This is a genomic window from Sphingomonas nostoxanthinifaciens (genome assembly GCF_019930585.1).
GTDB lineage: Bacteria > Pseudomonadota > Alphaproteobacteria > Sphingomonadales > Sphingomonadaceae > Sphingomonas_I > Sphingomonas_I nostoxanthinifaciens.
Window position 1 is genome coordinate 1,029,104 of record NZ_CP082839.1, and the last position, 23,197, is coordinate 1,052,300.

At 63.0% G+C, this 23,197-nt stretch carries 19 protein-coding genes and 1 pseudogene; 5 read left to right on the forward strand and 15 right to left on the reverse strand.

What is annotated here, in order from left to right:
- Window positions 1–231: 231 nt before the first annotated feature.
- On the forward strand, window positions 232–747 hold the full coding sequence (locus K8P63_RS04685) for a helix-turn-helix domain-containing protein (RefSeq protein WP_223798696.1): 516 nt from the start codon (window positions 232–234) through the stop codon (window positions 745–747).
- Window positions 748–753: 6 nt separating this feature from the next.
- Here K8P63_RS04685 and K8P63_RS04690 read toward each other — a convergent pair whose 3' ends face one another.
- From K8P63_RS04690 to K8P63_RS04745, 14 genes and pseudogenes are all read right to left on the reverse strand, one after another.
- Window positions 754–1,116, reverse strand: coding sequence for a DNA -binding domain-containing protein (locus K8P63_RS04690; protein ID WP_223798697.1), 363 nt, complete (start codon window positions 1,114–1,116; stop codon window positions 754–756).
- A gap of 202 nt (window positions 1,117–1,318) precedes the next feature.
- Window positions 1,319–1,555 (reverse strand): transcriptional regulator domain-containing protein, encoded by a 237-nt coding sequence (locus tag K8P63_RS20935; RefSeq protein WP_398288437.1) that lies wholly within the window; start codon window positions 1,553–1,555, stop codon window positions 1,319–1,321.
- Window positions 1,556–3,652: 2,097 nt separating this feature from the next.
- The gene (locus K8P63_RS04695) at window positions 3,653–4,552 is read right to left on the reverse strand and encodes a transporter (protein ID WP_223798698.1); all 900 of its coding nucleotides are present in this window, start codon (window positions 4,550–4,552) and stop codon (window positions 3,653–3,655) included.
- A 170-nt stretch (window positions 4,553–4,722) separates the two neighbouring features.
- Complete coding sequence (locus K8P63_RS04700) at window positions 4,723–5,898, reverse strand: zinc-dependent alcohol dehydrogenase (protein ID WP_223799732.1); 1,176 nt, start codon at window positions 5,896–5,898, stop codon at window positions 4,723–4,725.
- 135 nt (window positions 5,899–6,033) lie between these two features.
- Window positions 6,034–6,831 (reverse strand): oxidoreductase, encoded by a 798-nt coding sequence (locus K8P63_RS04705; RefSeq protein ID WP_263282713.1) that lies wholly within the window; start codon window positions 6,829–6,831, stop codon window positions 6,034–6,036.
- Between the two features lie 17 nt (window positions 6,832–6,848).
- A pseudogene (locus K8P63_RS20725) lies at window positions 6,849–6,926 on the reverse strand (hypothetical protein); the annotation flags it as partial.
- Between the two features lie 294 nt (window positions 6,927–7,220).
- Complete coding sequence (locus tag K8P63_RS04710) at window positions 7,221–8,252, reverse strand: IS110 family RNA-guided transposase (RefSeq protein WP_223798699.1); 1,032 nt, start codon at window positions 8,250–8,252, stop codon at window positions 7,221–7,223.
- Between the two features lie 203 nt (window positions 8,253–8,455).
- Window positions 8,456–9,751, reverse strand: a complete 1,296-nt coding sequence (locus K8P63_RS04715) for a sensor domain-containing diguanylate cyclase (RefSeq protein WP_223798700.1) — start codon at window positions 9,749–9,751, stop codon at window positions 8,456–8,458.
- A gap of 221 nt (window positions 9,752–9,972) precedes the next feature.
- Window positions 9,973–11,154 carry a putative bifunctional diguanylate cyclase/phosphodiesterase gene (locus K8P63_RS04720; protein WP_263282686.1) on the reverse strand — a complete coding sequence of 394 codons (1,182 nt, stop codon included), beginning with the start codon at window positions 11,152–11,154 and terminating at the stop codon, window positions 9,973–9,975.
- Between the two features lie 48 nt (window positions 11,155–11,202).
- Window positions 11,203–12,327: an MHYT domain-containing protein gene (locus tag K8P63_RS04725; protein WP_223798701.1), complete on the reverse strand. Its 1,125-nt coding sequence runs from the start codon at window positions 12,325–12,327 to the stop codon at window positions 11,203–11,205.
- A gap of 94 nt (window positions 12,328–12,421) precedes the next feature.
- Window positions 12,422–12,607, reverse strand: a complete 186-nt coding sequence (locus K8P63_RS04730; RefSeq protein ID WP_223798702.1) for a hypothetical protein — start codon at window positions 12,605–12,607, stop codon at window positions 12,422–12,424.
- 220 nt (window positions 12,608–12,827) lie between these two features.
- Window positions 12,828–13,586 carry an EAL domain-containing protein gene (locus K8P63_RS04735; protein WP_223799734.1) on the reverse strand — a complete coding sequence of 253 codons (759 nt, stop codon included), beginning with the start codon at window positions 13,584–13,586 and terminating at the stop codon, window positions 12,828–12,830.
- A gap of 505 nt (window positions 13,587–14,091) precedes the next feature.
- On the reverse strand, window positions 14,092–15,270 hold the full coding sequence (locus K8P63_RS04740) for a sensor histidine kinase (protein ID WP_223798703.1): 1,179 nt from the start codon (window positions 15,268–15,270) through the stop codon (window positions 14,092–14,094).
- The gene (locus tag K8P63_RS04745) at window positions 15,230–16,402 is read right to left on the reverse strand and encodes a sigma-54-dependent transcriptional regulator (RefSeq protein WP_398288844.1); all 1,173 of its coding nucleotides are present in this window, start codon (window positions 16,400–16,402) and stop codon (window positions 15,230–15,232) included. Before K8P63_RS04745 ends, K8P63_RS04740 begins: the two co-directional genes overlap by 41 nt.
- 142 nt (window positions 16,403–16,544) lie before the next feature.
- Between K8P63_RS04745 and K8P63_RS04750 the strand changes: the two genes are divergently transcribed.
- The 4 genes from K8P63_RS04750 to K8P63_RS04765 are packed head-to-tail and all read left to right on the forward strand — an operon-like array spanning window position 16,545 to window position 22,198.
- Complete coding sequence (locus K8P63_RS04750; RefSeq protein ID WP_223798704.1) at window positions 16,545–17,849, forward strand: efflux RND transporter periplasmic adaptor subunit; 1,305 nt, start codon at window positions 16,545–16,547, stop codon at window positions 17,847–17,849.
- Between the two features lie 18 nt (window positions 17,850–17,867).
- Window positions 17,868–18,545 carry an ABC transporter ATP-binding protein gene (locus tag K8P63_RS04755; protein ID WP_223798705.1) on the forward strand — a complete coding sequence of 226 codons (678 nt, stop codon included), beginning with the start codon at window positions 17,868–17,870 and terminating at the stop codon, window positions 18,543–18,545.
- Window positions 18,546–18,558: 13 nt separating this feature from the next.
- Complete coding sequence (locus tag K8P63_RS04760) at window positions 18,559–20,961, forward strand: ABC transporter permease (protein ID WP_223798706.1); 2,403 nt, start codon at window positions 18,559–18,561, stop codon at window positions 20,959–20,961.
- 19 nt (window positions 20,962–20,980) lie between these two features.
- A complete protein-coding gene (locus tag K8P63_RS04765) occupies window positions 20,981–22,198 on the forward strand; it encodes a TolC family protein (RefSeq protein ID WP_223798707.1) in 1,218 nt (405 codons plus the stop codon).
- Window positions 22,199–22,305: 107 nt separating this feature from the next.
- On the opposite strand, the gene aac(3) is transcribed toward K8P63_RS04765, so the two are convergent.
- Window positions 22,306–23,157 carry an aminoglycoside 3-N-acetyltransferase gene (gene aac(3), locus K8P63_RS04770; protein WP_223798708.1) on the reverse strand — a complete coding sequence of 284 codons (852 nt, stop codon included), beginning with the start codon at window positions 23,155–23,157 and terminating at the stop codon, window positions 22,306–22,308.
- Window positions 23,158–23,197: the final 40 nt, after the last annotated feature.

A 23,197-nucleotide genomic window follows, 5' to 3' on the forward strand; every position in this document is an offset into this window, starting at 1 on the left:
CAAATCGTGGTTGGCGCACCCAAGCTGCGTCCGTGCCACACGATTCCTGTGGGCGACGCTTGTCGCGCATGGGGGTGGCCCGCGCTGCGCTGCGGCTTGTCATCGAATTTGACCGACCATTGTTCGAAGTTTGATTACGGTCTGGTGACATGCTGCATTGCAAGATATTCGAGCCGTTAGGGCCGCGGGTGCGCGGCAACGCGTCGCGAGGAAGCTGCGAGGCTTGAGTGAATGAAGGATGCGTCGCTCGAGGTCGGGTCTGGAGCAAAACTGCTTTCGCAAGCTTTGCGCGCGATCCGAAAGAAGCGCGGCATGACCGTATCGGAGGTTGCAGGCGCGATGGCCATGCCCCGTCGGACCTACGAAGAATTCGGGGGGGGGCGAGGTCCCGTCACGCACGAACGCATCTTCGCCTTTGCAGAAGCGACAAACAGCGATCCTTATGCGCTGATCCTTGCCGTTGATTTCAAGATGCCGCAATTTGCGATCGATTGCGCCGATACGAAGTTGGCGCTGATCCTGATGATCCACCTGCACGATTTCGCGACGGCGGAGGGCGGAGACATAACCTATCTCGAACCCACCAATATCATCGGCGCTGCGGAGCGCCTGTTCGGAGATCTCTCGGCCAAACTAAGCAATAGCGAGGTATTCTTGCAAAACTGGCTGGACAAACGAACAGGCTCGATTGGTTTCAGCGCGCTGCGCACACGCACGATCAAGCGCAAGCCGCGCGAAGGGGAATAACGACCTTCAATAGCGGTGGAACAAGTCGAGGTGGCCCCCTGAAGAAAGGCGACGCGCTTCGGCCACAAGACGTCGGACGCGCGATTTCATATAGTCCGACGGATGGTTCCAATGCACTCGGACCTCTTCCTGTCCGAACAATGCAATCGCGACCTGTCGGAGCGAAGCACCTGCAGCCAGAGCGTCGATCGTGCTCAATACGGCAGCGCATTTGGCCGCGGGGATTGACGAAAGCAGCCTTCGGGGCACCGTCAGCGTCTCATGCAGCGCTGCAAACCGGCGTAAAGCCACGATGCGGCGATCAAGCGCGGTCAGTGCAGGGAGTTGGAAGTCGAAACGAACAGGCCCGCGCAGCAGCGTGCCTTCCATGATGCTCAACTGGACGGAATAGGGGCGTATCCCAAGTACCAATTCTTGGCTGGTGCCTCCAATCAATAGCCACGCCGGCATCTTTTGTGCGAATAGATCGAATTGATGTTGATCATCGATTGTCGTCGCCGTTGCACGAGCCTTGATAACGTAAGGATTGGATTCTGCTCGCCAAAACAGGCGGGCCTTGTCGGCGGGGCTGTCAGCGTTTTCCTCGAAAACACAAGCCCCATGAATTTAAATAGGGGACTGCCTCGATCAATTCCACGATACTATGCCTCGCAGGCGGGTACGTCGTTACGGCAGAAGCGCCTGTCGCGACGTAACTCGGATGCCGCCGAACGATTTCCCAGGCGAACCCTTCCAAATCGAGGGTGGGAGTGCCAGCCCGGCCCGCTGAGCTCGAGGTTGTGCCATAGAAGTTCATGGTTGTCGGCATGCCGCATCCTCGCAAGCGGGAGACGCGTGAATGCCAACATGATCTACCTTCGCGGGGAATATAGTCGGGCTATTTCGTGGCTATATTTCGACTATCTCGTATGCCCGCCGCAGCCATCCTGCGGACGACGGCGGGTGAACGTGGCGAACACGCGCAAGTGTTGCGCGAGATGCCACATCGGCCTTGCCTTGCTCGGGCAGCATTGGCCTAAGGGGCAGAAAGGTGCCATGAATATGGTAGATATACTTTATCAACGCAGTATGAAAATACGCTCGAATAGAAAATGACGCCTAGTCAGCTGAACGAGTCTATTAGACCGGGTACAGCTGCCTTAGGACCGCAATCGACATTGAATTGTAACTTGGATAGCGCCGGTCAAACGGCGGGGTTGAACCGGGCCGAAGTGATGCGTGCCGTTGCGGCGCCAGCGTCTCCGGCGAACGCGTTAGTAGATGAAGTGCGATATGAGCGCTTTGTCGATGAAGCCAAGTCGGCGATGATGCAAGACCCTGCTAAGGCACTGCAGGCGGCAAAAGGCGCCGTGGCCGTTGCCATCTCGGTTGGAGCTCCCCGAGTTCGCGCTGTTGCCACCGCGCGCGCAGTGGTTATGGGGAGAAGCGCTTTCTCGTCTCGACCACCTTTCAGACGCCGAACGCATGCTTGCCCACGCTCTCGCACCAGTCGTGCAGTTCGCTCAAAACGATCGCTTGCACGGCGACATTCTTCTATCTCGGAGATGGGTGAAAGAGGCGCAGGGTCGCGTTGCCGCCGGCATGTCCGACTTCCAAAAGCCGTTTTCGATCGACCGAGTTACTCGCTAGACCAACTTCACCGAGGTATAATCACGGATCGTTAGGCTCGAAGTCATATACAGCAATCAAAACCGCATGTATTAGCGAATAAAACCTTTAAACGAATTATACAAGGAAAATAGATAGCATGGCCCTGCTGGCGATCATTAATTTTCGAGCGTATCGCGTGCGGCTGCTTATGGTATTGTAACTTCTGTAAGTGACTGCATCTTATGGAATAACGGGCATGGCTAGAAATAATAGAGAAAATTTGGTTTTCAAAATTGGGTTGGTTTTGGTTGCGGCCTCGATGACATCTGTCGCGTACGCGAATGCATCCGGGCCGAACGCGTTCCTGTCGCCGCCTCCCGGATCATCCAAGTCTTTTTGAGATCCCGCACTGGACGTCGGTGCCGGACGACATCGAATTTCAAAAAAGCACTCCCCAGAGGCGCTGTCACGTCTGGTAGGGTGCAATGGAAATGTGATGTTCATGCCAACGGGAAGCTCACTCGCTGTAAGCCGGAGTCTGAGTGGCCTGTCGGTGGGCTCTTCGCTGCCGCTACCCGCCCATTATTGAAGCACTATGTCTTGGCTCCTCAATCGACGCGGGCCGCTCTTGAGCGCCGGTCGAAGCTCATTCTAACGACGAGCTTGTGGCGGCCAGGCTTGCCAACCCCACAAGGTTGTCCAGCGCCATTCTGTACGCCCACGCCTCCGCCTCCGCCAAGAGTGAGGTAGGCCAAAGGGCGATGTGAGAGCTGATTGCCCCACGCCCTGGACGGCGGCTAAGGCGGCAGAATGCGCCGCCACGAGCCCTGTTCCGCGTGCCCGTTCCGCTACTTCAAATCCTCGCCTTCGGTGATCCGGCTGGTGGTGCTGATGTACGTGCGCTTTCCGTTTCCGTTGCGGAACGTGGAAGACCTGCTGTTCGGGCGCGGCACGGTGCGGACAGGCCGCTGCATGTCTTTCCGGCGATGCCGGTCGCCACCGAGGTCGAACTTGGGCGGATACGGATGCCCACAAGGCTGCCCTAGCGCTTAACGTGTGGGAGGAGCGCGCCGTGCACTTGGGGGCTTCCGAGAGGCGCTGCTGGTTGAAGGCTGACAACAAGAGAGAATTGGCCGCCGCCATCGCCGATATCGCTTCTCCGTGCTTCGCACGTTTCTGGCCTCAGCCGATCGCCTTTTTTAGAAACAACGGCCGGACAGGGCCTGGCGCCGGAGCTCGACACGCCCCTCGCTTCCAACATGAACAGAGGGCAGAAGTTGGGAAGCCGAAAACAGGTGGTGGATGCCGAATGTGATCAGAACAACACGGAGAACCCCGCGAAGGCGCGAAGGTCCGTGCTGGCAGTGTTGAGGCCCGTGACGGTTTCCGCCCACAGTGATGCTCGCTTCGATACCCTGATCGCCAAGCCCTCAGCGGCGTAGGCCTTACTGGAGCGACCGCTTGGGTCGAGGTCCCGCAAGAATTCGGCTTCTGTATAAAGCGTGACTTTGTTTGTGGGATGGAACCCCACAGTGGCGATTGTATCACCCGCGAAATGCCGACCGGCGCGGTCTTCGTCCGCCGCAGCATCGATTTCAGCCGTCAACGTCACGGATAAGAGATCGCTCACCTGGTAGGAGACGGGTACGTCCACGCCGACGCCCCAATCACCTTCTCCAATCGCGCGGCTCCCGGTCGGTAGGGTGAGGCTAGCCTCAATGCCGTAGGAGAGGCCCTTGCCATCTGGATTGTGGAGGTTCTGCCGAACGCCCAGCGCCAGATCGCCTGTTCCTTGCAGCCGCTGTGATGGACCGCCCGGTTGGCGTGAACGGTCAAAACCGTAAGGCGTCCATCCGACTTGACCCTCGGTAGCGGGGCCCACGCCGATGCGTGCCTGAAAATCGCCTAACAGAAGGCTGTCGTCCTGCTGGTCGGCGCCTCGATCATGTTGGCGGTCGACCGCGGAGACTTCGAGGTGGACCTGGCCCGGTTCGGTGGTGCAGGCTGATGACCCCAGCGATGGCCGGCTGGGGCAGAAGCGCGGTTCATCCTGGGCAAAGGCGGGCCCTGAAACGAGCAGGCCTATCACTATAAGGCTGTGCTTCCGCATCCATACCATCGCCTCCGACACGATCCGCGCCTTGTCGTCATCGCTGAACCGACGCCGCGGCTCCGCACCACCCGCGCCCGAACCGTCGATAACCCAGGTAGCCATACTGCCACACCGCTGCCTGCAACAGTGCTGCACCTCTGGCTGGCGGCTCATATCACCCGCACGCGGTCAAGACCTGACGCTTACCCTCCGCCGGTAGAGAGGCACTATCGTGTCGCCCGCGCTTCTTTGGCTGGTCCGACACGACGCTTTCCTGATCCGAGATACGCGGCTCAGCCGTGCGGGCGCATGACCACCTTGATGACGCCGTCCTCCTTGTCGCGGAACCTCGCGTACATCTCGGGTGCGTCCTCAAGGCTGGCTGAATGGGTAATGACGAAGCTGGGATCGATCTCCCCAGCCTCGATCTTCTCCAGCAGCGGCTTGGTGTAGCGCTGCACATGGGTCTGGCCGAGCTTGAGGGTGAGCCCCTTGTTCATGGCCGCACCAATCGGCAGCTTGTCTCCCATGCCGACGTAAACGCCGGGCACGGAGACCGTCCCGCCCTTGCGACAGCTCATGATCGCTTGTCGGAGCACGTGGACCCGATCGGTGGCGATCAACATGCTTGCCTTCACTTTGTCTATTACGGCGTCTGCTGCCCCGTGAGCGGCGGCCTCGCAGCCGACAGCATCGATGCAGCTGTCCGGCCCGCGTCCCTTCGTGCGCGCCTGCAACTCGTCATAGACGTCGGTCTCTGCGAAGTTGATTGTCTCGGCGCCGCCGGCCTCGGCCATGGCAAGGCGCTCGGGCACCTCGTCGATCGCGATCACGCGGGCGGCCCCCATCATCAGCGCGGAGCGGATGGCGAACTGACCGACCGGGCCGCAGCCCCAGATCGCTACGGTGTCGCCGTGGTCGATCTGCGCATTCTCTGCGGCCATATAGCCCGTCGGGAAGATGTCGGACAGGAATAGCGCCTGATCGTCGGTGACGCTGTCGGGGATCTTGATCGGGCCGATATCGGCCATCGGCACGCGCAAATACTCCGCCTGACCGCCGCAATAGCCGCCGAGCATGTGGCTGAAGCCGAAGAGGCCGGCGGGTGAGTGACCCATCGCCTTTGCGGCCATCTCGGCGTTGGGGTTGGTGCGATCGCAGGCGGCGAACAGGCCCTTTTTGCAGAACCAGCAATCGCCGCAGCTGATCGTGAACGGTACGACCACGCGGTCGCCGATCTTGAGATTAGTGACTTCCGACCCGAGAGCCACCACCTCGCCCATATTCTCGTGGCCGAGGATGTCACCCGCCTCCATTGTCGGCTGATAGCCATCGAGCAGATGAAGGTCCGATCCACAGATCGCGCATGCGGTGACCTTGATGATCGCGTCGCGCGGATGCTTGATTTCAGGGTCCGCGACGGTGTCGACGCGGACGTCGCCCTTTCCGTGCCAGCATAGTGCGCGCATGTCTCTTCTCCGTCTCAGCAGGGGCTCGGCCGGGATCGGAAAAGCGACTGGATTGTCTGAACGTCCCTCAACGCCGAATGGGGGCAGGCACCCCTTGCCCGCCCACCAACGCCCTTGCGTCAAGCGGAGATTGTCTCACTCAAGCGGGATTGGTCCGCTCATGCCCGGCCAGTCCGAGTAGCCGACCGAGCCTCCTCCATACCAATAGTGCTTCGGCGCCTCAGCGAGTGGGGCGCCGGTACGCAGGCGCTCGACGAGATCGGGATTGGCGAGGAACGGGCGGCCGAAGCTGAACAGATCGGCGTCGCCATTGACCAGCGTCTCCTCCGCGAGATCGAGCGTGTACTGATTGTTGCCAATGTAGGCGCCACCAAAGCGCTTGCGCAGCTTCTGGAAGTCGATGCCGTTCGGCAGGTCCTGCGTCTGCCAAGTCACGCCTTCGATATCGTGGATGCAGAGCAGGCCTACCTCGGACAGCGCGTCGACGAACGCATCGAACGTCTGCTCGGGCTGACCGTCGAGCGGCGACTTGCCGGGCTCGGTCGTCGCCGGCGAGATGCGGATGCCCACCCGCTTCGCGCCCCAGACCTCCGCCACGGCACGGACCACGTCGAGCGGGAAGCGCAGGCGGTTCTCGATAGAGCCGCCATACTCGTCCGTCCGCCGGTTGGTGCTGTCGCGGATGAACTGCTCGAGCAGATAGCTGTTTGCGGCATGGACCTCGACTCCGTCGAAGGCCGCCTTCGCCTGCTGGGCGGCGTGGCGGTAATCCTCGACAATGCCGGGGATCTCGGCGGCTTCGAGCGCGCGGGGGTAACGAAATCCTTCAGGCCGTCGTTTGTGAAGGCCTGTCCTTCCGCCGCGATTGCGGACGGCACGACCGGAAGCGCGCCACCATGCAGATCGAAATGCGAGATGCGACCGGTGTGCCAGAGCTGGAGGAAGATCCGACCGTTGCGCCGATGGACGGCATCGACGACCGGGCGCCACGCAGCGACCTGCGCTTCCGACCAGATGCCGAGCGTCATAGCGTAGCCGCGGGCCTGGGCTGAGATGTTCGTCGCTTCAGTAACGTATGGCCTGCCCCGTTGGTAAGCTGGATGTTGAGGAGATCTGATTAGTCTGCGTCAACGTATGCGGTCTCGTGGGTGAGCACACGGCCAAGATGGACATCCGCGCGTTCAGAGCCCCATAATAAGTACGGCATCGAGTGCCAATTCATGTGCCGGGCTTTCCGAATGCCGATTGACTGTCAGGCCATCTTTACGATCCTTCCTGCAAACCTCGTGGGCTAAGCGCGTATGGGTGCGCCGCCGATCTGATCACGCCGCTGCGGTATAGCCGCGCTCGAAGGTGGTGCCGTTGCGTAAGGTTGCCCAGGCGATCCGCGCCAGCTTATTGGCCAGCGCCGCGACAACCGCGTTACGATGAACGCCCCGCTCGAGCATCGCCTTCAACCACTTTCCCAACGGCGTATCGGCTTCCGAATGCGACGGCAGCGCTGCCCTCGCGCCATGGATGAGCAGGGTGCGCAGGTAGGTGTTGCCGCGCTTGGAGATGCCGAGTAGTCGGTGTTTGCCGCCGGTCGTGTGCTGCCGGGGAACGAGGCCGAGCCATGCACCAAGATCCCGCGCCTTGTTGAAGCCGCTGGCGTTGCCGACCGCCGCGACCAGGGCAGACGCGTTCAGCACGCCGATGCCGGGGATCGACGTCAGCCGCCGGGCTGCGTCATCGCGGCGCACCAGATCGACGAACTCGCCATTGAGTGCCTCGATCCTGGCGTCCAGCGATCGCCATTCTGCGCGAAGCTCGTCGGCCAATTTGCGGACGCGGGGCGACACCGACTCGCCGTGGTCAAGAAGCATCTCGTCCAGACCCAGCTCGAACTTGCGCCGGCCAGCCGGGAAGATGATACCGCGCTCCAGCAGGATCGCGCGCAGCTGATTGATCAGGTTCGTGCGCTCCGCGACCAGGCGCGATCGCACCCGGTGCAGAGTCTGGATATCGAGCTGTTCCTCGCTCTTTAGGTCGACGAAGCGCATCGTCGGGCGCGATGCGGCCTCAGCGATTCCTTCGGCATCTCGGTCGTCGTTCTTATGCGCCTTCACATATGGGCGGACATACTCCGGCGACATTAGCCGAACCTCTTGGCCGCGGGCGACGAACAGGCGTCCGAGGTGGTGAGCTCCGCAGCATGCTTCCATCGCAACGACGCAAGCCGGTAGCTTCAGGACATAGTCGATCAGCGTCTGCCGACGCATCGAGCGGCGCGTCATGATCGCGCCGGCGGCATCCACTCCGACGATGCTGCACGAGTTCTCGCCCAGCTCAACGCCGAGGATCACAATAGACATCGGTCTGCTCCTTCCCTCTACCAACACCGGCATCGTACTCGATGCCGAGAGGAAGGGGCGGGCCATCCTATAATGAATGCGCGATGATGGGAAATCGGAAACGGGCCGCGAACGTCCTCTAGTGGGTCGTCGCGCCCAAACACGGCGCTCAACGAGTGACGTGTGGCGGGTGTGAGCATGGCCACTTTAACCTTTGGGACCGATCATCCAGATCGCGCCTTACCAGCCAGTGCCGTGATGCTGTCCACGACGACGACGTTGCGGCGCTCTGCAGCGACTACCCGATTTCGTCCAGACTGCTTGGCGGCATACAAAGCTCCATCCGCAGCAGCCACGAGTTCACTGGCCTTCGTGGCGTTATCGGGCATACTGGCGACGCCGAAAGATGCTGTGACCCGGCATTGGTGGTTGTCGGAAAGGCTTTCGATCCGTGCCCGCAGGACGTTCGCCTTAGTCGCTGCATCGTCGAGCGAACAATCCGGCAGAATGACGAGAAGCTCCTCTCCACCGTAGCGGCAGGCGACATCGCAGGGGCGGATCGCGCCGACGATGGCGCCTGCGACTTCGCGAAGGACGGCATCCCCGAGCGCATGGCCGTGCTCATCGTTGAGCAGTTTGAAATGATCGAGATCGATCATCACGACCGAAAGCGCGCTGCCATTACGTTCTGAGAGATTGACGCACCGCTCGAGGACATCCTCCATGTACCGACGATTATACAGTCCGGTTAGCGGATCCCGCAGAGCTTGGGTTCGCAGTTTCTCCCGCAAGGAGATGTTGGAGAGCGCGAGCGACATCGCATCTGCGACGGCCGCTGCGAGTGGCGTGATCTCGCCGAGATGCACCTCACCCGCTTCGCCTCCGGATTGTATGCAAAGGAGGCCATAGACTTCGCCGCGCGCCATCATCGGAATTTCGAGGACCAGGACGTCGGCGGTGAGATGCTCGCACCGGAGCGCGGTTGCCCCGACATGATTGACGTGCGGCTTGCCCCGCTTGAGAGCCCAGCAGTGGGAAGGCGACACCGTGTCCGGCGGAAGATGGTCCTGTGGCCAGTCCCAGCAGGTCGAGAGGTCAAGCCGATCCCGCGAGTTGTTAAACACGTAGAGCGCTCCGCCAAAGCCGGCGAGCAATTGCGAGGCGGTGGCACGCAGGACGGCATTGGCATCATCATAGCCGAGCGCGCTTTGCAGCATATCGGTCATCTGGAAGAGGTTCTCGATTTGCCGGCGGGAATCGAGGGCACTCGCTGCATAGCGCCGCCGCTCCGCCATCTCCCGGATTGCAAGCGGAGCCCCGCGCGCCAAAGCGATCAGACTGATCACTACCGCGCCGGTATTGATCCAGGAAAGCGTGTCGCCGTAGGAGCGCATCGGGCCGAGGCGGGCGAGGATGGTGCACACGAGGCCGGTCGACAACGCGAACAGAAGGGTGACAGCCGCCCGGAGAACCTGTCGGTCGGACGCAGTATTTTCGACACGGATCTGCGCCGCCTTCACGCCCAATTCCAATATAAATATGGACGGCTTTCATAACCTTGGCTGGTTAACCGTTCCTTCCAAAACAGCACCATTCGACAAAAGTCGGCGCTGTACCCTATCGCAATCGGAAATCTTCTACTTACAGCGCGCAGATCTGAGCGCATTTCCGTGGTGACCGAGCATCAAGGCGGCGCTTTTTCCAGCCCCATTGCGCATCGAGTCGTTTCGTTGAGTAATCGTCAGGCAGCACGCGCGCTTCTTCTACCAGCCCTATCGACGCCGTCATTGAGCAGGGCAGACAACCTCTCGTCCATCTCAGTTGTGGTAAGAGGCTTGCTGAAAAGGTAGCCCTGCAGATGCGTGCAGCCGGCGGCGACCAGAGCATGCATCTGCTCTTCCGTTTCGACACCCTCCGCCACAATCCCCATGCCGAGCTGCTCGCCCAGGCCGACCACGGCTTGGACGATCGCGCGTGACGCGCGCGAGGTCGTGATGTGATCGACGAAAGACTTGTCGATCTTCACCTTGTCGAACGGGAAGCGCTGAAAATAGCTGAGGGAGGAATAGCCAACGCCAAAATCATCCATGAGAATCTGGATGCCCAACGCCCTTAGACGTTCGAGCTCCGCGAATGTTCGGTCGACATCGCGGATGACGAGGCCTTCGGTCACCTCGAGCTGAAGGCGCTCTGCGGCCAGCCCTGTGTCTTGAAGCACGCTCCGCACTGTCGCGGAAAGATCGCCGGCCTGAAACTGCAGCGGTGAAAGATTGACCGCGACGCGAACGCTGGACGGCCACCACACGGCGTCGGAGCATGCAAGCCGCAATAGCGCTTCGCCGAGCGTTCCGATCAGTCCGCATTCTTCAGCCAATGGGATGAAGATGTCGGGCGGGATCGGTCCCTTTTTCGGATGAGACCACCGGGCGAGTGCCTCGACGCTCGTGATCTCGCCGGTCAGCGCCGATAAAATCGGCTGGTAGACAAGCTTTACGTCGCCGTTGGCTACAGCGGTTCGAAGATCGCCCTCGAGCGTGCGTCGATCGCGCGACGCCTCGTCCATCCGCGGATCAAAGCAGCATATGCTTCCGCGCCCGCGTTCCTTAGCGCGGTATAGCGCGAGGTCCGCGCATTGGCGTAACTCGCTGGTCGTCGTCGCGTCGTCGGGAGCCAGGACGATACCCACTGTCGCTCCGCAGTACGCGACAACTTGCCCGGCAGGGAACGGCTCGCCGAGACGCTCGGTGACCTTTTGAGCAAGGCTCCTCGCCCGCTTTGAAGCGGCCTCACCGATCAAGATGATCGCAAACTCGTCCCCCCCGACCCGAGCAACGATATCACCCGGCTCAACAAGAGACCTCAACCGCTCCGCGACTTGATTAAGCACCTCGTCGCCGATCAGGTGGCCAAACTGATCGTTCACGGCTTTGAAGCGGTCCAGATCAATACTTAACAGCGCAAGAGGCGTGCATTAGTCGGTAAGGTGGCGCAAGCGATCGACATAGCTGCCGCGATTCAACAGGCCGGTGAGCGAATCATTGAAGGCAAGTCGGCGGATCTTCGCTTCGGTCCGAAGTCGCTCACGCTGATCCCGCACCGCGATCACGGTCTGGATCTTGTGGCCAAGAGTCAGCTCGCATCGCAGGACACGGACCGGGACGATCCGACCGGATAGCATGACGAGCCCCGCCTCACGCTCTTCCCGTTCGGGGAAGGAAGAGAAATCGACCTTGGGGAATAGAGCCTCTACGCTGGCACCAGCCAGTTCACCCGCTTCGTAACCGGCGAGCTGCTCGATGCTGTTGTTCGCGGCGACGATCGCATCGCCCTGGCAAATGAGCAACCCTTCCAGGGCAACGTCGGCCAACTCACGAAGTCTGCGTCGGTCTCGCCGGAGGCGAGCGATCGCAGCGAGGTCGAAGCGCCATCCTGTTAGCGCGAGGACGATCAGGGCCAGCGATACGCCGGCCACCACAGGCGTGATAGATGCGGGCGAGACCGCGTCCGAAGGAAAGGCCTTCGCCGGATCGAAGCGCAGGCTCATTGCCGCCAGCCCGCAGAAGTGCAGCACGGCGATCGAGAATAGTAGCAGCGGGGCGGCAACTCGCCTGACACGCCGGGATCGGCTCCCGGCCGCAACCATGCCCAAGCCGGAAAGCGGCAGGCTGACAAGGACCGACGGGATCACCAACCTCAGGTTCCAGGTGATCGTGCCTTGAACGAGATACGCTGCTTGACCGACATAGTGGAGTGCTACGATCCCCAGGCCCAGCACGATGCCGGCGAGAAAATGTATTCGGACACGACGGCTACGTATGGAAATCGAGACACCGCCGCCAATGCCGACGATTGCGGATATCAGCGATACAATGGTCAGCACCGGCTCGAAAGCCGAGGGCATCCCCGGCTTGAAAGCGAGCAGCACGATGAAATGCGTCGCCCACGCCGTACATCCGCTGGAAATTACGCTCACGAAGCCCCAGAGCGCGCGGCTCTTACCCGTTGCGCGTGCCGCGTGATGGGCGATCGCGAACGACGCATAGATACCAATTGCACAGACGATGCCGGCCGCCGCAATCAGACGGGGATCGTGCATGTTCTCCATGCAAATGAAGACGGATGCCAAGAGGCCAAGCATGCATCACGATTATCGCAAGACTCTTAATAACATACCGATACCCAGAAGCTGCTTACACCCGACGGATCGACGCGATGCTTTGCTCGCGACGGTAGTCACCCATGGCGTGGGGTAGAAATGCCTGATTCTCAGCAGGGCGGATGATCAGCTTCCAGTACTGCTGGCCGATAGGCGGGTCATCACTCAACGTGCCAATCATTGCCAGCGTCATGTGGCGGCGCGATAGCAACCAATCCATCGTTCTGCTCGTGTATGAGCGCGCCGACGAGGCGGATGACCGCGGCAGTGTTGAAGCTCAGCGTGAATTCTCCGCTTGATCAATGCGTGTTTCTCGGCCGGGGACTTAGCTGGCGCTTAAGCTCGTCCGCTGGATCAGGCAGATGAATGGCCGTCTGCTTCCGGAAGCGCTGAAGCCGCCCCCCAACTTCGGCCTTTGGGTCACGGCGGATGTCCGCAAGTTACGGGGCGAAGGCCTCACGGCTAATGTCTGGCAGCACGCCCAGCTGCGGTCGCGCATACCAGTATCCCTGTTGGTACCTCACGCCTAGCTCGCGTAGTGCCAACGCTTCTTGAGCATTCTCGATGCCCTCGGCAATGACGAGAGTTTTTAGCTCTTCGCACATCCGGACGACCGCGCGCACGATCGCTTGGCGGCGGCGGTCCTGGTCGATCCCGCGAACCAGCTCCATGTCCAACTTGATTTCGTCCGGGTGAAACCTCGCGAACATGTCGAGACCCGAATGCCCCGCACCGAAGTCATCGACGGCTACCGTGAAGCCGATCTGCTTGTAGGTGTCTATGATCGACGAGACGTGCTCGGGCGAGCCCATCTGCTCATTCTCCGTGAATTCGAAGATTAGCCTGTCGATGGGCAAGCCCGCGCGACGCGCGGTAGCAAGCGTTAGCTGAATGCAAGCGAGCGGAGAGTAGACCGCGTTTGGCAGGAAGTTGATCGACAACCTGGCATCACTTTGCATGAGGCCCCCTGCCATAGCCGTCTCGATCGCCTTGACCCGGCAAGCCTGGTCGAAGGCGTAGCGATTGGTTTCGGTCACGCGGGAAAGGATTTGAGACGCGCCAGCGCCGTCCACGCCGCGAACCAGCGCCTCATAGGCAAACGCGTGTCCAGTTTCGACATCGACAATAGGTTGAAAAGCCATGGCAAACGGAATTTCGAAGTCCACGCCATCGCGGCATCCGCTGCAGACACGTCCCATACTCATCGCCTACCAATGAAGGGCGGCTCCTAAAACATAATGAATGGAAGCATCTAGGTTGAACAAAAGGCTGAAAGAATACTGAGAGCGACGGTCCCGAGCGGTTGCTGATTTATCCTGGACGAATGGCTGGAACTGGGAATTGGGTCGCGGTCTTAACGTCCGGCCTTGGGTGCTCGCTGACGGTAGACCGACCCGGCTGGCGTCGACCAAAGCCAGGCGGTCAAATGCACTACGATGGACGTCCGCTCGTGATGGAAGCCGCCGATTGGGTTGGTCGGAACTGCTGATCTGCAGTGCGATTGATCTCGCCGGTTTATCGATTACCACGCGACGGCGAAACCGGCCGTTAAAACCGTTCGCCGCATTCTCATAACTCCGTGTCCAATAGACCATTTCGAGAAAATTCAATTGGGAGCGGATTTTGGGAAAGCTTGAACGGGCACGAACCCGCATCGTGCCTTGGAACCGGTATTGCCCATCCGACCTTCCCAATCGGGAAAGGTCAGCCGGGGGAAAGCGGAACGATCATACGAAAGGTGGTCGGCATTGTAGGTAGCACCTTAAGCGCGCCGCCATGTGCAAGGGCGATCTGACGAGCCAAGCTTAGTCCAATTCCCGTCCCATCCGCTTTGGTCGTGTGGAACGGTCGGAAGATGCGGGTGGCCTGTTCCGGCTCAATGCCGTCGCCGCTGTCCTGTACCTCCGCGATCATTTCTTCTGCCCTGAGGCGGATCGTCAGCGTGACGCGCGGCTCCAAGTCACCGCCGACGGTCACGGCTTCGGCGGCGTTCTGGAGGACCGCCCATAGCGCCTGATGAAGCTGGTCACGATCGAGCGGCCAGTCCAGGCCGTTTGCGACCTGGACTATCAGCGCGACGTGCGGCCATCGCCCTGTGAACAGGCGCGCCAGATCATCGGCCATTTCCGACAGGGATGTGGGAGTTCGGCGCGGCACGGGTAGCCTCGCAAGGTCGCGATAGCCTTTGGCGAACCGCTGCAAGCCTTCGGCACGCCGGGCAAGCGTCGCCAGGATTTCGCGCAGCAGCGCCGGATCGGGGTCCGGCAGATCGAGCGCCGCTTCTCCGCTTTCTGCCAGCGACACGATCGGAGCGAGGCCATTCAGCAATTCGTGACCAAGGATATGGATCATCTCCGCCGTCGCTCGGGCCTCGGCGACTTGCTCCTCCTGCTCGACGTCGATCAGCGCCGCGACGGAGCGTTCGGCCGTGATCCCACCAAGTGCCACCCGATCGATCCGATACTGCCGGCCCTCATGACGCAGGTAATGTTCGTTGGATCGCGTCAGCGTGAGCGGCGTCGGCACAACCCGATCGTCCGCCCCGAAAAGGCGGCGAGCGGCGCGGTTTAATACGCGCACGCTCAAACCCTCGATTATTACGATCGGCGTCGGCGCCGCATCCAGCACCAGGCGATCGCCTGCTACCTCCCGCGATGCTTCGTGTGCGAATGGCGGTGTGGAGGCTCGTTCGACCACAAGCCACCAAGTCAGCACGCCGAGCCAGGTCGCGGTCAGTACCGCGCCCGTCAGCGACCCCCATAGCCCGCCCCGCCAGGCCGCACCGGCCGCGACACCGCAGCCGACGAGTCCGATCGCGCACGCGATGGCCCGCCAGCCACGCCTAGAGGCCATAGCGTGCCATGCGCCGGTAAAGCGCGCCACGGCTCAGACCCAGCGCGTCGGCTGCATGGGTGACGTTGTGGCGATGCTGGTGCAACGCCGCCTCGATCATTGCCCGCTCGGCATCGGTCAGGTCGAAGCTCACCTCGCCGGACGCGGTCGCGGGTTCGGCGCTGGCAGGGGGGGCGAGCAAGGCCGCGTCAATCAGCCCGTCGTCAGCCAGGATCACCGCCCGCTCCACGGCAAGAGCGAGGCCGCGCACCTCATCGTCGCACGTGGCTGTTCGCACCACTGCCTCGGCGGACTGCGTCAGCCCGATATTGGGCTTGCCGAACTGCTCGGCAGCGAGACGGGCGAAATGGCGGGCGAGCATCACGGCGTCCTCGCCGCGCCGGGCGAGCGGGGGCACCGCTACCTCGATCGTCGCAATGCGCCGGCGCAAGGCGGGCACCAATGGCTCAATCGAGTCCGCGATAGCGATGCAGCGGACACCCGGCTGAAGATGATCGAGCAACCCTTCCTGCGCGATCCGATCGAGCTGGTCGGCATGGCGCAGAATAACGGTGCCGGTCGCCTCTCCCACCCGCGTAAGATGGTCGTCACGGCGCAGATCGATGCGGGGCACGAGATCGCTCGCGTCCGACGAGGCCGCATGGATCGCCTGCGCCACCAGCGTGCGCCCGCTGCCGGCGGGGCCAGTCACGGTGACGCCGACGATCGTCGGCCCGACCCGGCGGATCATCCCGCGAAGCTCGTGCATCGCCCGGCTCTCGCCGATCAGCACGGTCGGCGCTCCGACGGTTTCTTGCACCAGTGCGGGCGAAGTTGCCGGCTTCCGCGCCATCGCCGCCTCCAGCTTTGCGACTAGCTCGGCGTTGCGCCAAGGCTTCATGACGAAATCGCGCGCACCAGCCTGCATGGCGGCGACGGCAATACGGATGCCGCTATGGGCGGTGATGACGACAACACATGCCTGCGAGTCGTCGGCGACGATCCGGCGCAGGCAAGCCAGTCCTTCCTCACCATCGGCCGCGCCGGCGCTGAAGTTCATGTCGAGGAGGATCGCGGAATAGTGCCGTTGCGCGAGCCGCGACCTCCTCCGGTCCGCTTGCCGTATCGAGCCGATGCCCGGCGATCCGAAGTGCGATGTCGAGTGCGCGCGCGATCGCCGGATTGTCGTCGATCAGCAGGATCGCCGTTCCGCTTGACTTGTCCATTAGCCGTCCATTCGTGGACGGCGTGTCCGCAAATGGACGGCCACTCCTGTTCGGTACTTCGGAAAGTCGTTCTTTCATAGTCATTTAGGCTTTCGGGCCATGTTCGGTGAGACTGTCCGCATGATGACCGAACAGCCGACACAAGCAACCGCCTCGCCCGGTGCCGCGATGGATCGCCGGGTAGAGCGGCGCCCAACACCCTGGTGGCGGCGGCGCGGCATACTGATTGCCGCTGGCCTGATGCTGGCCGTCCTCCTCGTGTGGCGTTTCCTTCCTGCCAGCGGATCCACCGACATCGCCGCTAGCGACATCGAAACCGGCACCGTCCAGCTCGCTCCGTTCGCCGATTACCTCCCGGTGCGCGCGACCGTTGTGCCCCGCGTCACGACGTTGGTGGGCGTGCTGTCGGGCGGGCAGGTCGAGAAGCTGCTGGTGCAGGACGGGACGATGGTTGCGGACGGGCAGCCGCTCGCCACGCTCGCCAACCCCACGCTCAAGCTCGATGTGCTGACCCGCGAGGCGGCAATCGCAAGCCAGCTCGGTCAGGTCGCCGGCGAAGATCTGGGCATTCAGCGCAACCGGCTCGATCGCGCAGGGCAGGTCGCGCAGGCGAACTATGATCTCATCAAGGCACGCCGCGACCTGTCGATCCGCCAACAACTCCACGACCAGGGTTTCGTCTCGGACGAGGGCATCAAGAGCTATGCGGCCGAAGCTGATTATCAGGAGAAGCGGCTGGCGCACCTCCGCTCCGGGAGCGCGGCGGAAGCGGGTATCACGGCTACGCAGAGCCGGCGGCTCGACGACACGCGCGGGCGGCTAAGCGGTAATCTGGCCGCCGTGCGCGCCAGCCTCGATGCACTTGTCGTCCGCGCGCCGGCCGCGGGGCGACTGACCAACTTTACCATCCAGCCCGGACAGACGCTCAAGCCCGGCGACCCTGCGGGCCAGGTCGACAGCGAGGGTTCGTGGAAGCTGGAGGCCGATGTCGACGAATATTATCTCGGCCGCGTGCGAGTCGGGCAGAAGGCGAGCGCCGATAGCGTCCGCGTCACCGTCTCCAAGGTCTTGCCGAGCGTCAAGGACGGCCGCTTCCGCGTTGAACTGACGTTCGATGACGCGGCGCCGTTCGGACTCAACCGCGGGCAGACACTCGAGATCCGTATCACGCTGGGAAGCACCGCGCCCGCCCTCGCCGCACCGACCGGCGGCTGGCTGGACGCGGGTGGCGGATCGTCGGCCTTCGTCCTCGACGCCGATGGCCGCCATGCCCGGCGTCGCTCAATCCGCACCGGGCGGCGCAATCCCGAGCAGGTCGAAATCCTGTCGGGGCTCCAGCCCGACGACCACATCGTCACTTCCGCAACCACGTCCGTGGAGGGCGACCTCCTCAACATCCGCTAGGCCGAAAGGGCACCACCCGTGATCCGTCTCGAGAACATCCAACGCCGCTACGTTTCCGACGAGGTGGAGACGACAGCGCTCCACGACATCGACCTCCATGTCGAAGCCGGCGAGTTCGTCGCCATCATGGGGCCGTCCGGCTGCGGCAAGTCGACGCTGCTCAACACGCTCGGCACGGTCGATCGGCCAACGGGCGGACGCTACCTGTTCGGCGATCGCGACCTAGCGGCGCTCGATGAAAAGGCGCTGGCGCAGTTCCGCGGTGCGACGCTCGGCCTCGTGTTCCAGAGTTTCAACCTGATCGATGAGCTGACGATCGAGGAGAACGTCGCGCTCGGCCTCGCCTACCGCAAGGACGCGGGCGATCGGCGCGCACGGGTCGCGGCGGCGATGGACAAGGTGAGCATTGCCCACCGGGCGCGGCATTATCCGCATCAGCTCTCGGGCGGTCAGCAACAGCGGGCTGCGATCGCGCGCGCGATCGTCGGCGACCCCAAACTAATCCTCGCCGACGAGCCGACCGGCAACCTCGATACCGCCAACGGCGAGCAGGTAATGAACATCCTAACCGGCCTCAACGCCGAGGGCGCGACGATCATCATGGTCACCCACTCGCCCAGCCACGCCGACATGGCGAAGCGCCGCATCGACATGCTCGACGGCCGCATCGTCGCCTCCGCCATGCGCGCGATCTGAGGAGCCTGAACCGATGAACCGCTTCGCCCTGCTGTCGCTCTACCGCTCGCTCACCCGCCACAAGCTCTACGCCGGGCTCAACGTCGGTGGGCTGGCGGTGGGCATTGCCGTCTTCCTCGTCCTCGGGCTCTACGTCCGGTTCGAGACGAGCTTCGAGACCTGGCTACCAGGCTACGACCATCTCTACCTCGTCGAGGAAAACTGGAACCAGCCGGGAGCGCCCGCCAATGGGCTCAGTTCCGGGACGATGGGCGGCCTGCTCGACATCTTGCGGGCCGACCTGCCGGACACCGACGGCACCCGCCTGTTTTCATTCGGCGGCACGATCATCCGCAACGGGATCGGTCGGCAGGAGGATATCGCGGAGGCCGAACCGAATTTTCTCGACGTCGTGCGTCTGCCGCTGATCGCGGGAGACCGGGTGACGGCACTCGGAGATCCATCCAGCGTCGTCCTAAGCCGGACCTTGGCCGAGAAATATTTCCCGAGCGGCAATGCGATGGGAAAGACGCTCACGCTCAACACGCGCGGCAAGACGTCCGACTATCGCGTATCCGGAATATTCGAGGATCTTCCCGGCGCGACTGACGCGGAGCTCAAGATCACGGCGATCAAGCAGATCCCCCGGGTGATCGATGACGATTATTGGACCCATTGGGGCAGTGAGCGCGGATTGACGATCCTGCGGTTCGGCTCGGCAGGCCAGGCGCGGGCCTATGCCACGAAGCTGCCTGCGCTGGTGCGTCGGCGCGCGGCAAAGGATCTCGGGGATCTGCTCCCGATCTACAGCCTGCGGGTGAATCCGCTGGCAGACCTGCATTTTCAGACGCCGGGACGCAGGCTGATGACCGCGACCCTGGGCCTGGTCGGACTGCTGACGCTGCTGATCGCGCTGGTCAACTACGTCAATCTCGCCACCGCGCGCGCGGGGCTGCGCGCACGCGAAGTCGCGATGCGCAAGGTCCTGGGCGCAAGTCGCGGCACGCTCGTCCGCCAATTCCTGGGCGAGGCGATCCTGACGGTGGCACTCGCGGCGCTGCTGGGTCTGATCTTCGCCGAACTCGGCCTGCCGTTCGTCAACGCCGCCGGTGGACTGTCGCTCACCATGCCTTACGCGATCGTCGCCCCCGCCTTGGTGGCGCTGGCGCTCGTTGTGGGGGTGCTGGCGGGCTTCTACCCGGCGGTGCTGCTGTCCCGTTTCCCGGCGGCGGCGGTGCTCGCCTCGTCCCGCGCGCCGGGCGGTGGCGGATCGGGCACGTTGATCCGCGAGGCGCTGGTCGTCTTCCAGTTCGGCCTGGCGATCGCGTTCCTGATCGGCACCGCGGTGCTGTTCGTGCAGACGCGCCATGTCCATGATGCCGATCCCGGTTTCCACCGCGATGGCATTGTGATCGTGTCGTCGACCTCGGATCAGGCTGTCACCGACAGTCAGCGCAGCGTGTTCACGGCCCGGCTGCGCGCTCTTGCCGACGTGCGGGCGGTGACCGTCTCGGACTCCGTGCCCGGGTCGAACAACGGCAACAGCGCGAACTTCACGGTGCCGGGCGTCGCCGGCAGCGGCCCGTCGCTGCAATGGATCACCGTCGGACCGGGCTTCTTCGCGCTGTACGGCATTCCCGTGATCGCCGGCCGCGACTTCGACAACCGGCACCGGCTCGATGTGGAGGAGCATCGCAAGTGGAAGGAGCCGGTGAACGTCATCATCAACCGGCAGGCCGCCGCCACCCTCGGCTTCGCCTCGCCCCAGGCCGCGATCGGGAAGGTCATCAACCGGCAGGAGGGGCCTCGCACCATCGTCGGCGTGGTCGAGAATGCGCGGTTCTTTTCGCCGCGCGATGCGATCAATCCGACCCTCTACTATTTCTACCCCGAAACCCCCCTCAATCCAAAGGCCGGCATCCTGATCGCCGGCGACCCGCACCTCGTCATGCCGCTGATCGAGGCGATCTGGCGCCAGGTCGCGCCGCAGGTGCCTTTCGATGCGAAGACGGCTCGGCAGAACCTGGACGGCTATTATCAGGCGGATGATCGCGCCTCCAACCTGTTCGCCATCGGCGCGGGTCTCGCCGTCTTGATCGGCTGCGTCGGCCTGTGGGGCCTCGCCGCCTTCAACACATCGCGTCGGGTGCGCGAGATCGGCATCCGCAAGACGCTCGGCGCGTCCGCCGCCGACATCGTGACGCTGCTCGTCGGACAGTTCCTGCGCCCGGTGCTGATCGCCAACCTCGTCGCATGGCCTCTTGCCTACGTCGCGATGCAAGCATGGCTGGCGGGGTTCGACGACCGCATCGCGCTCTCGCCACTGTTCTTCATCGGCGCGAGCCTGCTTGCCATCATCATCGCGGTGCTGACCGTCCTCGGCCAGTCGCTTCGCGCGAGCCGCGCCGCCCCCGCCTGGGCGCTGCGCCATGACTAGACGTCGGATCGCCACCGTCGTGGCGCTGTGCCTCTCGGGCACGGCGTCGGGGGAGACGCTGCGCGATGCCGTCGCCGCAGCCTATGCCGCCAACCCCCGACTCGCGGCTGCTCGGGCAAGGCAGGATGCTCTCGCAGAGACGCCGGAACAGGCGCGCGCTGCGGGACGCCTGACCGCCGAGGCAGCCGGTGCGGGCGGCTACAGCCGCTTCGACTATGGCAAGGGCGGCAGCGGCAGCGTGACCGGCAGCTTTCCGATCTGGACCGGTGGTCGGGTGTCGGCGGCGGTACGCGCGGCGTCCGGCGATGTCGGTGCGGGCGCGGAAGGTGTCCGCGATACCGAGGCGGCGGTGCTGGAAACGGTGGTGGGCGCCTATGCCGACCTCCTCTACGCCCAGCAGGCCGTCGCCGTCGCTCGCGCCGATATCGCGCTGCTGGACAACCAGGTCACAGAGGCACGCTCCCGCTTCAAGCTCGGTCAGGCGACCCGCACCGACGTCGCCCAGATCGAAGCGCAGCGAGAGGCCGCGGTTTCAACGCTCGCGGACGCGCAAGGGACGGCTGAATCTGTCGCCGCGACGTATCGGGCGACGGTCGGCCATGTCGCCGGCACGCTCGACGCCATGCCGGCAACGCCGCTCAGCATGCCGTCCACGATCGACGTGGCGCGAGGCCTGGCGATCGAGGGCAATCCGATCGTTCGTCAGCAGCGGTTGGCGGCCGGTGCCGATGCTGCACGCATCGACCAGCAGCGCGCCGAGCGTAACCCCTATGTCGGGCTGGGAGGCACCTACGGCGTCGCAGCCGGACAAGGACGGTCGGGCTATGCCAACGCCGCCGTCGCCGGCGTCACGCTTCGCGTGCCGTTGCTCACCGGCGGCCTTGTCTCCTCCCGCGTCCGTCAGGCGGAGGCGATCTATCGCGCCGATCGCTTCGGGATCGATGCTGCGGAGCGCGATGCGACGCGGTTGGCGGAAACGGCATGGGCTAACTTGGCGGCAGCGCAATCCCGGGTGCAGGCCAATGCTCGCCGGGTTGAAGCGGCGGAGTTGGCGCTGAAAGGGGTTCGCGCCGAATATGCGTTCTCCCTCAGAACGACGTTGGACATCTTGATTGCTGACGAGAGCCTGCGTGCCGCACAGCTCGCGCTTGCGCGTAGCCGCAGCGACGTGCTGATCGGGCAGGCGGCGTTGCTACGATCGATAGGACGGCTCGGGCCTGACAGCTACGTCAGCTAGCCATGTCTATCCCGGAAGCTTCTCAAGTGACCCATCGCGCCTGGCTTTTGAAAGCAGATTTCACTTCCCGATAGTCGATCGTTGATCGGGAATCTAAAAAGGCTTCTCTAAACCCGTCCAAACCCGGTTGCGGGAACGGCGCTACGAGCTTCTAGCCACTCGATTGCGAACGCGAGCATTGATTGAGCCTCCACCAGCAAGGAAGGGGCAAGGCCGATCGTGCCTTTGCGACCGCTGCCGCCTGCGACATAGGCGGTGACGATCTGCTCAATATAGTTTGCAGGCAGGCTCTCCACCACGGGCTCGGTGGTGTCGAACTCCTCCGTGAAGCGCCAGGTCGTTTCCGCCCCGGTGGCGAAAGGCACCTCGTACCGAAGCACACGCTTGGCGGGCAGGATCGCCAGATGATCGGCGTGGTGGATCAGCGTCATGGTGTCCCAAGGTGCGCCGACCATCAGGATGCGACCGTTCGCCTCGATCAGTTTGGCGAGCGGCGAGCCTTCGCCATAGCCGTAATCCTGGGGGTGATCGGCGGTGATCCAATCCGCCAGCCTGCCGATCGCCGCGACGGAAGCACCGGGATTGCCGCTGCGCCTGGCACCGGGCATCGTGCGAACGAACTCGGCGATGACGCCGTTCATCCGCACCGCCCGCGACGTTTGCGGATCAAAACCCGGCACATGATCCCGCCATTGAGCAAGGACGCGGCCGTCATCGTCCAGCAGGTCGTCATGCACGCTGTCCCAGCTCGTATAGACTAGCAGCGTACCGTCGGGACCGATCACATCGAGCAAAGCCGCGGAAAGGACATCGGGGCCGTTGAGTATCGGTCCAACCTTCCTCATCGCGGCATGGACCATGACGGTATCGCCCGCGCTCAAACCCATTCGGGTTAGATCGTCGCGGAGCGAGGATCGGGTGTTGTAGCTGGGTGCCTCACTCGCCATGCGGTCGATCATGGGCGACCCAGGCAGCACGGCCAAGCCCCACGACCGCTTC